Origin of the sequence: Streptomyces sp. H27-C3 (assembly GCF_030063415.1) — a bacterium.
GTDB lineage: Bacteria > Actinomycetota > Actinomycetes > Streptomycetales > Streptomycetaceae > Streptomyces.
In genome coordinates, this window is sequence record NZ_JASITA010000057.1 from 25,161 (window position 1) to 37,993 (window position 12,833).

Below are 12,833 nucleotides of genomic sequence, written 5' to 3' on the forward strand. Positions count from 1 at the left end.
CGGTATTCAGCGTGCAGAAGACCGCAGTAATTTTCGAAGCCGATGGGTGCGGAAGGAACTCACTGCGTCAACTCACGCAAGTTGCCGCGTCGATGGCGACTTACCGAGGAGATCTCCCAGGAACAGCGCTGACGGCCCTTCCTGACATTGGGTTAACTTGCATAAGTGGTTGTGTCCGGACGTCCGGAACTTGCCGCTCGCATTGCGGTCACGTTCTACTCGATTGGCGTCGGTGGGAAGGAATTCTGAACCACCGGCGCCGCCCATATCGATCCAGCGCGCTTAACTCATGGAGGAATACGTGTCTAAGCGGATACTTGTTGTGCTGTCCGAGTACGGCTACTGGGGAGAGGAGCTCGTCGGCCCTGTCGAGGCGTTCGACAAGCGTGGCTACCAGGTCACCTTCTTGACGCCCACCGGCAAGCGGGCACAGGCTCTTCCGCCGAGCCTGGACGCCGAGTACATCGACCCGCCGTTGGGCCGGTCGGTCACCACGCGCGACATGGCCCGCCGAGCAGGAGAGCTCGACGCGTCCAACCGGCTCGACAACCCTCTGAGCCTTCAGGACCTGGTTCCCGAGCGCCCGTACTACAGCGCTCTGAATCACCTGCGGGAGCTGGAGGACTACAACCGCCGGCTCGATTCGGCCCTGGCCGATCTGACGTCGGGCTTCGACGCTCTGGTCATCGTCGGCGGCAGCGGCCCCATCGTCGACCTCGCCAACAACGAGCGACTGCACGAGGTGGTCATCGCCTTTGCCGCCGCCGACAAGCCGATCCTCGCCGAGTGCTATGGCGTGGCTGTCCTCGCCTTCGCCCGCGACCTGGAGGAGCGGGCCAGCCTGCTGTGGGGCAAGCACGTGACCGGACACCCCAAGGAGTACGACTACAAGGACGGCACCGGCTTCGTCGGCGTGGACTTCAACATGGGCCCGCCGCCGTACCCGCTGGAGTACATCCTGCGTGACGCCACGGGCCCCGACGGGGCGTTTCACGGAAACGTCGGCAAGGACACCTCAGTCATCGTCGACTTCCCGTTCGTGACCGCCCGTTCGACGCCGGACTCCATCCTCGGCGGCGAGAAGCTCGTCGAGACGCTCGAGAACGGTCTGCGCCGCTACGGCTGGTAGTTCACCTGCCCCTCCCCTTCGAAAGGAACTCGTATGCCTGCCAGGCCCGGGAAGGCCGCGATCTTTGAGCAGTTCGCGGCCGATGGCATCAATTTCATGTTCGGCAATCCAGGGACAGTGGAGCAGGGCTTCCTCGACGAGGGCAGTGGCACTGATCTGTCCTATGTTCTGGCGCTGCACGAGGGCGTGGCCGTCGGCATGGCCGACGGCTACGCCCGCGCCGCCCAGCGTCCGGGTCTGGTCCAACTCCACAGCGGAGTGGGGCTGGGCAACGGAATCGGCATGCTGTACCAGGCCAAGCGGGGCGGTTCCCCGCTCGTTGTCCTCGTCGGTGAGTCTGGAGTGCGCTATGACGCCATGGATGGGCAGATGGCCGCTGACCTGGTGGCGATGGCCGAGCCGGTCACCAAGTACGCCACCCGCGTCGTCGATGCGGCCTCGACGCTGCGGATCCTGCGCCGCGCGATCAAGATTGCGATGACACCGCCGCGCGGACCGGTCGTGGTCGTCCTGCCCGCCGATGTGATGGATGAGCTGACCGCGGAGCCAGCCGTGCCCACCTCCATCCCTGACACCCGGTCTCTGCCAGCTCCCGACGCTCTCGTGGACGCAGCCAACCTGCTGCGCGATGCCCGTAACCCGCTCATCCTCATGGGTGATGGCATCGCCACCAGCGGCGCCCAGGCGGAACTGACCGCCGTCGCGGAGCGGCTGGGAGCGCCGGTGTGGGGGGTGAACTCCTCCGAGGTGAACTTCGACACGACGCATCCGCTGTATGCGGGGCTGACCGGCCATATGTTCGGCAGGGACAGCGCCCGGGTGGTCGGGGGCGCCGATGCGGTGCTCATCGTGGGCACGTATGTCTTCCCCGAGGTGTTCCCCCATCTGGAGAGCCCGTTCGCGCCGGGCGCCAGCATTGTGCACATCGACTTGGACGCCTACGAGATCGCAAAGAACTTCCCCGTCGATGTCGGCCTGGTGGCCGACCCGAAATACGCCCTTGCGGAACTCGCGCGGGCGCTGGGCCCCGGCCCGCGCAGGGTGCCTCCGCCCGCCGAGAAGTCGGCGCCGCCCCGCGGTGACGAGCCTCTGATGGACACCTTCGTTCGGGTCCTCGCCGAGCGGTCGCCCCAGGGCCTCACCGTGTTCGACGAGGCGCTGACGGCATCCGGGCCGCTGGCGCGGTATCTGCCGCCCCGCGAGCCCGGCCGGTTCTTCCAGACCCGCGGCGGATCGCTGGGCGTGGGCATCCCGGGGGCTTTGGGAATCAAGCTTGCCCGGCCGGAGCTGCCCGTGATCGCTTTCACGGGGGACGGCGGCAGCATGTACACCTTCCAGGCTCTGTGGACCGCGGCCCGCGAAGGCATCAACGCCAAGTTCGTGATCTGCAACAACGGCCGATACCGGCTGCTGGATCTGAACCTTGAGCAGTACTGGCATGAGCAGGGCATCGAGCCTCATGCCGCGCCCGCGGCCTTCGATCTGACCCGCCCGGACATCAGGTTCGGCGAACTCAGTGCCGCACTAGGCGTCCCTGCCCGGCGCGTCGAGAAGCGGGACGAGGTCGAAGACGCCATCCGGGAGATGTGGGCCCATGAGGGCCCCTACCTGATCGACCTGGCGGTGGAGTGAAACCGCGGCCATGCAGAAAGGACACAACACCATGACGACTTCCGGCGGCAGCGCCCACCCGGCCATACACGAAGCAGAGGCATTCGTCCGCGACTGGCACCGCCGACTGGCCGCAAGGGAGGAGACCGATGAGCTGTTCGCGACCCTCGCGAACGGGATACGCCTGGAGACACCCACAGCAATTCTGCGAGGCCCGCACGAGTTCCGGACGTGGTACGACGCAGGCCAGCACGAACCGCTCGCGGACCCCCGGATCACCGGGGCCGTCTGGGAAGTCACGGTGACCTCCCCCATGCACATCCAGCTGACACTCACGCTTCCGGACGCTGACGGTACCGGTGCCGCAGGCCGGCAGGAGTGGTGGGTGGTGCGTCAAGACGGTGGCCTGCGGGTGCGGACCATCGTCGTGACCAGCGTTGTACCGCAGCCGGTGGCCATGGTGGCCGAACCGGCCTTCGTCTGACCTCGGGCAGGCCCGGCGCACGCGCCCCGTGCGCCGGGCCCTGCCCTTTCCCTTTGTTACGCGACCCTTGCGAGGAATAAACGATGAGTACCAGTCTGTCGCTGCCGCGCCCCCGTCTCGCCGGTCTCCGCATCGGCATCCTTGCGGAGAGCGACTTCGTCGAGGAGGAGATCTTCTACTACCAGCGGCGTTTCCTGGAGGAGGGCGCCGAAGTCGTTTTGCTGACCCGTCTGTGGGGGCAGCCGTCGCTGACCTTCACCGGCCACGAGCAGCAAGCTTCTTTGACGGTCTCCGGCGACCTGGAAAAGCTCGACTACGCCGCACTGTCCGGCTATGCCGCACTCGTCGTGCCGTCCGGACAGGTAGCCGACCGGTTGAGGTTCAGCGAGGACGTGAGCGAACCCGCTCCGGCCGTCGACCTGATGCGCCGGGCCTTCCGTATGCCCCGGCTGCTGAAGGCGTTCTCCTGCCACGCGCTGTCGCTGGTGTCGTCCGCGCCCGAGCTGGTGCGCGACCGACCGGTCACCTGCCACAACAACCTGGTGGGTGATGTGCGGAACATGGGCGCCGTCTACACGAACCAGGACGTCGTTGTCGACGGCGACCTGGTCACCAGCCGCACCGTCGCCGAGTGCCATCTGCTGGCCCGCGCCGTGATCGAGCAGCTCGCCCCGGAGACGGAGGCCGTCGCATGAGCCGCTTCCTTCGTCACGGTGTGCGGAAAGAGGCCCGCCATGGCCGCTGAGATCAACTTCTCGTTCTCCGACACCACGTCCGGCTATGTCGTCGAGCGCCAGGGCCGCCAGGTGGTGCTGCGCACCACGGACGGCCGCCAGGTGACGGTCCACCTCACCGACACCACCACAGGTCAGCGGCTGCGCAACCTCGGCAAGCCCTACGAGGATGTGAGCGGCCGGCTCTACGAGCTGCTCGCCCCCGGCCGGTTCGTGTTCTGCTACGGGCCGGTCTATCCGGACTCCGGCGGCCTGCGCTTCCAGGCCTCGCAACTGGTGTTCGTCAATGACGCCGACGGCTGGCCGTTTGAACGGAGCGGCTGGTGGACGGAGCAGCTGAAGGAGCTCGCCGGCTTCTATCGGCGATCTCAGTTCGGTGACGGCACCATCGACTTCGGCGACTACCGCACGGTGATCAGCGGCAGTGGCGGGAAAACAGGCCAGCACATCCAGGAGACGGACACCCTCTCCCGCATGGTCTACGGCATGGCCAGCGCCTACATGCTCACGGGGGACGAGGACACGCTTGCCGTGGCGGAGGCAGGTTCGCAGTACCTGCAGGACCATATGCGCTTCGTCGACGCCGACGAAGACGTCGTGTACTGGTATCACGGCGTGGAGGTCAACGGCGGTCGCGAGCACAAGCTGTTCGCTTCAGAGTTCGGGGACGACTACCGGGCCATTCCCGCATATGAGCAGATCTACGCTCTGGTGGGTCTCACCCAGACGTACCGTCTGACGGGTTCCGCATCCATCCTCGCGGATATCGAAGGCACGGTCCGGCTCTTTGAGAAGTTCTTTCACGATCCCAAGCTTGGCGGCTACTACTCCCATATCGACCCGGTGACCCTTAGCCCTCATCACGAAAGTCTGGGTCCCAACCGGGCCCGGAAGAACTGGAACTCCGTCGGTGATCATGCGCCTGCGTACCTGTTCAACCTCTACCTGGCCACTGGTGACGAACGCTATCGCACGATGCTCGAGCACACCTTCGACATGATCGTGACTCATATGCCCGATCCCTCCAGCCCGTTCGTGCAGGAGCGATTCCACTCCGACTGGACACCGGACCGGAATTGGGGCTGGCAGCAGGACCGGGCGGTCGTGGGGCACAATCTGAAGATCGCGTGGAACCTCATGCGCATGCAGGGAACCCTGCCCAAGCGCGAGTATCTCGCGCTCGCCAAGACGCTCGGTGACACCATGCCTGCCGTTGGCCGCGACCCGCAGCGTGGCGGTTGGTACGACATGCTGCAGCGCACGGCGGACGAAGGCCGACACGGGTTCGTCTGGCACGACCGCAAGACCTGGTGGCAGCAGGAACAGGCGATCCTCGCCTACTTGATCCTGGCGGGCAGCACGGGCGATGAGGAGTACCTCCGGCACGGCCGCGAGTCCTCCGCGTTCTACAACGCTTTCTTCCTCGACCACGATGAAGGCGGCGTCTTCTTCACGGTGCTGGCACAGGGCCTGCCGTTCCTCGTCGGCAACGAGCGGCTCAAGGGCAGCCACGCCATGGCGATGTACCACAAGGCCGAACTGTGCTACCTGGCCGAGATCTACACCCAGTTGCTGGTCAACCGGCAGCCACTAGAGCTGTACTTCCGCCCGGAAGCCTCGGCGTCGTTCAACGGCGGCCTGCTGCGGGTCGCACCCGACATCCTTCCCCGTGGGCGGGTAGCCCTCGACCGCGTCCTGATCGACGGCGTCCCGTACACGGACTTCGATCCGGAAGCTATGACCGTGCGCCTTCCCAAGAGCGCCGAGCGACTCCGGGTGCAGGCCCGGATACGACCGCAGGAACGGTAGCCTCTGATGTCCATCACCACCGAACGGGCCGGCACGAACGCCGCCGGCTGGCACGTCACGACGGGAACAGCTCATCCGCTCGGCGCTACGGCCGTGCCGGGCGGCATCAACTTCGCGGTGAACTCCTCCACGGCCAGCGGAATGCGCCTGGTACTGATGCGCCCGCTGGACGGGAACGTGGTGGCGGAGATCCCCTTCCCCGCCGACCACCGCATCGGAGACGTTTTCACCATGACCGTGCGGGGCCTGCGCCCCGGCCTGTTCCACTACGGGTACCGGGTTGAGCACGGGCCCGATGCACTCTCGCCCATCATCCTCGATCCCTATGCGCGGGAGTTGGCCGGCAGCGGCGGCTACGGCCGGCGCCCGCAGTACAGGTCGGCGGTACTCACCGAAGACTTCGACTGGGGGGCCAGCCGCTCTCCGCGCATCCCGGCCGGCCAACTGGTCGTCTACGAGGTGCATGTCCGCGGCTTCACCCGCCATCCCTCCTCGAAGGTCGCGGCGCCGGGAACCTACGCAGGCCTGCGGGAGAAGATCCCCTACCTCAAAGAGCTCGGAGTCAACTGCGTGGAGCTGCTGCCCGTCTTCGAATTCGACGAGACGGACAACACCTTCACCTCCCCCATCACCGGCGAGCCCCTGCGCAACTTCTGGGGCTACAACAGCGTGGCCTTCTTCGCGCCCAAGGCCGACTATGCGGCCGACCCCACTCCCGGCGGCCCCTCCCGCGAGCTCAAAGAACTCGTCAAGGAGCTGCACGAGGCCGGCATGGAGGTTGTCCTGGACATCGTGCTCAACCACACCGCCGAAGGGGACCACCGAGGGCCCACCCTCTCCTTCCGCGCTCTGGACGAGGCCGCGTACTACCTCCTCGACGAGGACGGAGGCCATGTCAACCTCACTGCCACTGGCAACACGGTGAACTGCAATCACCCGGTGACGCGCGGCTTCATCCTCGACTGCCTGCGCTACTGGGCGACTGAGTACCGTGTCGACGGCTTCCGCTTCGACATGGCGTCGATTCTGGCCCGCGGCACCGACGGCGCGCTGCTGGACAACCCCCCGCTTCTCGAGGCCATAGCCCACGATCCGGTGCTCGCGCACTGCAGGCTGATCGCCGAGGCTTCCGACGCAGCAGGGAGCTACCAGGTCGGCTCGTTCCCCGCCTATGGCCGTTTCGGCGAGTGGAACATGCACTACCGCGATGCGATACGGCGTTTCCTACTGGGAGGCCGCGGCTCCGCAGGTGAGTTCGCCACCCGGCTCGTCGGCTCACCGGACCTGTACCCGGGCCGCGGCTCCACTCCGTCGGTCAACTACATCACCTGCCACGACGGGCTCACTTTGGCGGACTGGACGTCCTACGACCGCCGGCACAACAAGGCAAACGGCGAGGGCGGCCTCGATGGGATCCCCGACGAGGACAGCTGGAACTGCGGCCATGAAGGCCCGACCGACGACCAACAGGTCCTGGCGTTGCGTGCCCGGCAGACACGCAACGCGCTGCTGTTGCTGCTGACGAGCCAGGGCACTCCGATGCTGCTGGCGGGCGACGAGTTCGGCCGAAGCCAGCAGGGGAACAACAACACCTATGGCCAGGACGGGCCGCTCGGCTGGGTCGACTGGAGCGGACTTAAGGGTCCCGGCGCTGCCACGGCTCTGTTCACCCGGCGCTGCCTGGGGCTGCGCCGGGAGCATGCGGTGTTGCGGCGCCAAGCGCACCCCGACAGCCTGGCCCGGCCGGGGTGGCCCTACCCGCCGGTGAGCTGGCACGGCGAGCAGCCGTGGCAGCCGGATTGGTCAGCGTCCTCCACCTTGCTCGCAGCGGTGCTGTGCGAGGTGCTGCCCGGACAGCGCTTCGACTGTGTCTACCTTGCGGCCAACACCGGCGCGCAGCCACGCGTGCTGTGCATTCCGCCGGCGCCGGCAGGCATGGCCTGGCATCTGTTCGCCGACACGGGAGCGGAAGTGGGGCGGGAAGTGTTCGCCGTCGGCAGCGAACCCGCGCTGAGCGCGAACTGCCTTACGCTAAACGGCCATTCGGCCCTGCTGCTGGTGGCCAAGTCGCTCCACCAGGGCCGCCGGGCCGCGCACCGGCCCCCGGTGGACTGACCGGTTTCCTCAAGCCGTCGCCAGCACCTCAGCGGGCACGATGACCATCGATCGGTCGAGGCCCGCGAGGCCCAGTCGCTCCCGTAGTTCGGGGGAGGCCCCGTCGATGACCACCTCAGCGGTGGCCGGCAGGTGCTGCTGGACGAAGGCCAGGCAGCGGACCGCTGCCGCGGACAGCGAGTGCGCGTCATGCATATCGATGACGAGCCTGCGTGAGGTCAGGGCGGCGGCCTGGTCAAGGAGGGCCCGCAGCGCCTCGACATCGCGGTCGGTGACCTCGCCGGCGAGACGGACGACTGTGCTGGTCCCGGCGGTACCGAGGCTGGCTTCATACAGCATGACGATTTCCTTAGATAGGGACGATCCGCGAAGGATGCCGAATAAATAAAACCCATCATTTACTTCCACGAGTATCACAGGAGTTTCCATGCCACGTCCAATACTCTTTCCATAGCCTGGTCGCATGGACATCGACACGAGGCTGTTGAGAAATTTCGCGATGATTGCCGAAGAAGGCAATCTCACGCGCGCGGCGGAGAAACTTTTCCTGGCCCAGCCATCCCTCACAAAACAGGTCAAGAGCCTGGAGCATCGACTGGGCTTCGAATTGTTCACCCGCAGCCGCACCGGAATGATACTGACCCCCGCAGGCCGAGAATTTGCCCGGAACGTTCCAGATCTTCTCGACCTGTGGGACTCCCTGCTGCGCAGCACACGCGAAGCGGCGGGGGGCACCGATCGGTCCCTGCGCGCCGGCTTCGTAGCAAGCGCGGCCAACGAGTACACCCAGCCGATCATCTCGGCCTTCACTCGGCTGCGGCCCGGCTGGCGCGTGGATCTGCGGCAAACCGAGTGGTACGACCCGACGGCGGGACTGGCTGCGGGCGAGGTAGATGTGGCCCTTCTGCGGTTGCCGTTCCCCGGGCAGGACGATCTGCGGTATGAGGTGCTGATCACTGAGCCCCGCTGGATCGCACTACCTGCGAATCATCGCCTCGCGGACCGAGAAACCATCGCTTTCCAGGAGCTTCTCGATGAACCGTTCGTCGCAACGCCGCCGGAGTCCGGCTGGTGGCGGGAGTACTGGCTGGCCAGTGACGAGCGCGGAGGCCGCCCCGTGCGCGTGGGCGGCGTGGCGCGCAACCCGGACGAGTGGCTGGCGGCCATTGCCAGCGGGTACGGCATCAGCCTTACTCCGGCGGCGACCGCGCGCTTCTACCGGCGCCCCGATGTCGTCTACCGGCCCGTGACAGGCGTCAGCCCCAGCCAGGTGGCGGTTGCCTGGAGGCCGGCGGGCCAGCAGAGCGCAGCGGTGGAGGATTTCATCTCCAGCTGCCTGGCGGTGCGGGACAGGAATAAAACAGGCGATGTGCCCGAGGTCACGGATAGCGACTTCGCATAGTCGCGAGGGCATCGTTTATGGCGTTCAGGACGCTGTGCCGGGAGCCGCCCGAAAAGGAGTGCGACTTCGTACAGTCCGCGTTGCGGAAGATGTGCACCTGCTTCGATAATCGAATATGCCCGACAGGTTGCTGACGATTTTTTCCGACCTAACTGACAACGCTTTCCGCACGAGCGGACGGGGTATCCGGTTATTCCGGTAGCCACGACGACGGAGCGGGTGCGGTGATTCAGTGCTGCCCTGAATGGAGTGCACCGTATGCCCGATACCGGGATTAATTCCAATGTCCCCAGTTCCACAGACGTATTGATCGTCGGGGCGGGCCCCACCGGCCTGGCGCTCGCCGCAGCCCTGCAAGTCCAGGGTGTGGATCACGTGATCATCGACCGTGCGGCGAGCAATGCCGTGCACTCCAGGGCCGCCGCGGTCCATGCCAGGACGCTGGAGTCACTCGCAACGATCGGTGCCGCCGGCCCCCTGGTGGACCGGGGCCGTCCCGGCCGGTCGTTCACCGCCCGGGACGGCGAGCGCCAGGTCATCACCACGCCGTTCAACGAGCTGGACACCCCCTACCCCTTCGTCCTGGCTGTGCCACAGCAGACGACCGAGGAAGTGCTGGAGGAACGGCTCGGGGAGCTCGGTGGCAGGGTGTATCGCCGCCACACCCTGCTCGGTCTCGACGAGCTGTTTCCCGGCATGAGCGCACTGGTGAGCGATGACGTGACGGGCGAGGTCCGGGCGATCCAGGCCCGCTACGTGGTGGGCTGCGACGGCCTGCACAGCACGGTGCGCAAGCAGATGGACATCCCCTTTCCCGGGCATGCCCGGCCCCACAACTTCGCCCTCATCGAGTTCACCATGGAATGGGACGGCCCCGAGGGAGAGATCACCTTCTTCTTCTCCCCGGCAGGCCTGCTGGCGGTCTCTCATCTGCAGGGCGAGACCTACCGCATCGTCGCGCTGGTGGACGACGACACCCCCACACCGGATGCGGCCGCTGTCCAGCATCTGCTGGACACCCGCGGGCCCAGTGCCGCAGGCGCCAAGGTCAAGGACATCTCCACGGCCTCTACCTGGCGTGTGCTGCACCGACTCGCAGACAGTTTCGACAAGGACTCGGTCTTCCTGGTGGGCGACGCAGCCCACGTGCACAGCCCAGTGGGCGCACAGGGGATGAACACCGGTCTGCAGGACGCCTTCAACCTGGCGTGGAAGCTGTCCGCCGTCATCAAGGGCACCGCCGCACCGGAGCTGCTGAACACCTACACCTCCGAGCGTCGGCCCATGGCACAAGCCCTCCTGGCTTTCGCAGCGCAGCTCCATGACATCTCCACCATGAACAACCCTGAGAGCATCCAGCTGCGCAATGACGTCCTGACCGCCGCAGGCCGTATCCCGCAGGTGCGCACGTGGCTGGCCAGCCGGCTCGCCCAGCTGTCGGTGACCTACGGCGGCTCCGGCAGCTCCGGCGGGCCGGGGCCTGCGACCGGTGACCGTATGCCTCCCCGCCCCGGGATGGCGGAAGGCATCGGGTGGTCGCTGGTCCTGCCCGCGGGCGCGGACGCTGTGGCGGTCAAGGAAGCGGCGCAGTCCTCACGCATCCCGATCGCGGTCACCGAGGACGAGCAGCTGCCGCACGCCGTGCTCGTACGCCCCGACGGTCATGTCGCCCTCACCGCTCCCGCCGACCAGGCCGCAGAGCTGCCCAGTCGGCTCACGAAATGGCTCAACCATGCCTGGCCCGCTTCCCACTGACCTGTTCCTCACCCACCAAGACGGAGATCCGCATGCCTGAGAACTACACCCGCCCTGTCGGCGCCGCCACGCTGATGCATGTCGCCCTGGTGTGTAAGGACATCGACGCGTCGCTCCGCTTCTACCGCGAAGGCCTGGGCTTCTCGCGTACGTACGAGTGGTCCGAGTCCGCTGTGGTCCCCACGTGCCCCCATCAGCTCATCTTCAAGGGCCGGGCGCTGTACATCGAGCTCAACGGCGACACCTACATCGAGCTGTTCGAGGGCGGCCGCGACGACGTGGACTCCTCGGCGGGCCCCATTCAGCACATCGCCCTCATCGTTCCTGACGTCGAGGAGGCTTACCGCAACTGCCTGGCCGCCGGCGGTCAGGCTTTCACCATCGACGGCTGGCCGGGCGACCCGACGACGGTCGAACTCAACGGCGATCCCGCTGTCCAGCTTCGTGTGGCCTTCGTCAAGGGACCGGCCGGTGAGCTGATCGAGCTCTATGAGCAGCACGGACCCCTCGTCGCCCGCTGAGCCCGGCTCACACCTCTCGCCCCTCACCCCACGCACTGGAGGATTCATGCGGTACACCGTGCTCGGCAAGACAGGCCTTCGGGTCTCCGAGCTCGCCCTGGGAACGGTCACCTTCGGAGAGGACTGGGGGTGGGGGGCGCCGAAGGAGACCAGCGCCCGCATCCTCGACTGCTATGCCGAGGCGGGTGGCAACCTCATCGACACTGCGGACCACTACACCGGCGGGACGTCCGAGAAGATCCTCGGTGAGCTCCTCAAGGGCCGTCGTGACAAGTTCGTGCTGACTACGAAGTACACACTGCAGACCGACCCGGATGACATCAACTCGGCGGGAAACCACAGAAAGAACCTCGTCAGCTCCATCGAAGCGAGTCTGCGGCGGCTACAGACCGACTACATCGACCTGCTGTGGGTCCATGCCCATGACACGCTCACCCCGGTCCCCGAGATCATGCGCACCCTGGACGACCAGGTGCGGGCCGGGAAGATCCACTATGTGGGGATCGCGAACTGGCCGGCGTGGGAGGTGGCGCAGGCCAACACGCTGGCTGAGCTGCGCGGCTGGTCGCCGTTCTCCGCGCTCCAGATCCGCTACAACCTCCTCGAACGAGCTCCGGAGAGGGAGCTTCTGCCCATGGCGCGGCAGTTCGACCTTCCGGTTCTCGCCTGGGGCGCCCTGGCGGAAGGGCTGCTGACCGGCAAGTACCTCACCGGCGGCACAGGTCGCCTCACCGTGGCCCCGCGGGACCACAACAGCGCACCGGGCACCGAGACCCTGGTCCGCGAAGTGGCTGCCATCGCACAGGAGGGCGGCTGGACAGCTGCCCAGGTAGCCCTCGCCTGGCTGCGTAGTCGGCCCGGTGTCATCATCCCGATCCTGGGCGCGACAAAGGTGGGACAGATCAAGGACACGCTCGGGTCTGTGGACATCGTGCTCAGCGACGAGCACTTCGCGCGGCTCGACATGGTGAGCCGGGTCCAGCTCGGCTACCCGCACGACTTGATGCGTGACCCCGTCACGCTCCAGGACATGTACGGCGCCAATTGGCGGGACATCGAGGACCGTCGCACAACGGTCCGCCGGGGCGGAAGATTTCAAGTCCAGTGAGACGGTCGTGACGCTATGAGGTTTGTGGTGCGGGTTCGCGGCGCTTGGCCGGGTCGTTGATCCAGGCAGTCTGGGGTATCTCGGGTGGTCGGGGGCGGCGGCCGAAGCGTTCGGGGTGGCGGACGTAAGCCTCGGCGAGGGTGACGGCCCGCTGGTCGCGGACCT

11 protein-coding genes are annotated in these 12,833 nt (G+C 66.5%); 10 read left to right on the forward strand and 1 reads right to left on the reverse strand.

The annotated features are described in order from the left end of the window. Nucleotides 1–301: 301 nt before the first annotated feature. The 6 genes from QMK30_RS35000 to QMK30_RS35025 all read left to right on the forward strand — a co-directional run bounded on the left by QMK30_RS35000 (nucleotide 302) and on the right by QMK30_RS35025 (nucleotide 7,882). Nucleotides 302–1,129 carry a type 1 glutamine amidotransferase domain-containing protein gene (locus tag QMK30_RS35000; RefSeq protein ID WP_283522380.1) on the forward strand — a complete coding sequence of 276 codons (828 nt, stop codon included), beginning with the start codon at nucleotides 302–304 and terminating at the stop codon, nucleotides 1,127–1,129. Between the two features lie 33 nt (nucleotides 1,130–1,162). Beyond that, the gene (locus QMK30_RS35005) at nucleotides 1,163–2,761 is read left to right on the forward strand and encodes a thiamine pyrophosphate-binding protein (RefSeq protein WP_283522381.1); all 1,599 of its coding nucleotides are present in this window, start codon (nucleotides 1,163–1,165) and stop codon (nucleotides 2,759–2,761) included. A 31-nt stretch (nucleotides 2,762–2,792) separates the two neighbouring features. After that, nucleotides 2,793–3,224: a hypothetical protein gene (locus QMK30_RS35010; protein ID WP_283522382.1), complete on the forward strand. Its 432-nt coding sequence runs from the start codon at nucleotides 2,793–2,795 to the stop codon at nucleotides 3,222–3,224. Nucleotides 3,225–3,307: 83 nt separating this feature from the next. After that, the gene (locus QMK30_RS35015) at nucleotides 3,308–3,919 is read left to right on the forward strand and encodes a DJ-1/PfpI family protein (protein WP_283522383.1); all 612 of its coding nucleotides are present in this window, start codon (nucleotides 3,308–3,310) and stop codon (nucleotides 3,917–3,919) included. A gap of 39 nt (nucleotides 3,920–3,958) precedes the next feature. Next, nucleotides 3,959–5,767 (forward strand): AGE family epimerase/isomerase, encoded by a 1,809-nt coding sequence (locus QMK30_RS35020; protein WP_283522384.1) that lies wholly within the window; start codon nucleotides 3,959–3,961, stop codon nucleotides 5,765–5,767. A gap of 6 nt (nucleotides 5,768–5,773) precedes the next feature. Then, a complete protein-coding gene (locus QMK30_RS35025; protein ID WP_283522385.1) occupies nucleotides 5,774–7,882 on the forward strand; it encodes a glycogen debranching protein in 2,109 nt (702 codons plus the stop codon). Nucleotides 7,883–7,891: 9 nt separating this feature from the next. Here QMK30_RS35025 and QMK30_RS35030 read toward each other — a convergent pair whose 3' ends face one another. After that, on the reverse strand, nucleotides 7,892–8,221 hold the full coding sequence (locus tag QMK30_RS35030; protein ID WP_283522386.1) for an STAS domain-containing protein: 330 nt from the start codon (nucleotides 8,219–8,221) through the stop codon (nucleotides 7,892–7,894). A 124-nt stretch (nucleotides 8,222–8,345) separates the two neighbouring features. Here QMK30_RS35030 and QMK30_RS35035 point away from each other — a divergent pair, with 124 nt between their 5' ends. The 4 genes from QMK30_RS35035 to QMK30_RS35050 all read left to right on the forward strand — a co-directional run bounded on the left by QMK30_RS35035 (nucleotide 8,346) and on the right by QMK30_RS35050 (nucleotide 12,668). After that, nucleotides 8,346–9,284 carry a LysR family transcriptional regulator gene (locus QMK30_RS35035; protein WP_283522387.1) on the forward strand — a complete coding sequence of 313 codons (939 nt, stop codon included), beginning with the start codon at nucleotides 8,346–8,348 and terminating at the stop codon, nucleotides 9,282–9,284. Between the two features lie 258 nt (nucleotides 9,285–9,542). Continuing rightward, nucleotides 9,543–11,039 (forward strand): FAD-dependent monooxygenase, encoded by a 1,497-nt coding sequence (locus QMK30_RS35040; protein WP_283522388.1) that lies wholly within the window; start codon nucleotides 9,543–9,545, stop codon nucleotides 11,037–11,039. A 32-nt stretch (nucleotides 11,040–11,071) separates the two neighbouring features. Next, nucleotides 11,072–11,560, forward strand: coding sequence for a VOC family protein (locus tag QMK30_RS35045; RefSeq protein ID WP_283522389.1), 489 nt, complete (start codon nucleotides 11,072–11,074; stop codon nucleotides 11,558–11,560). Nucleotides 11,561–11,606: 46 nt separating this feature from the next. Further along, entirely contained in the window at nucleotides 11,607–12,668 is a 1,062-nt protein-coding gene (locus QMK30_RS35050; RefSeq protein ID WP_283522390.1) for an aldo/keto reductase, read from the forward strand. Nucleotides 12,669–12,833 lie beyond the last annotated feature (165 nt).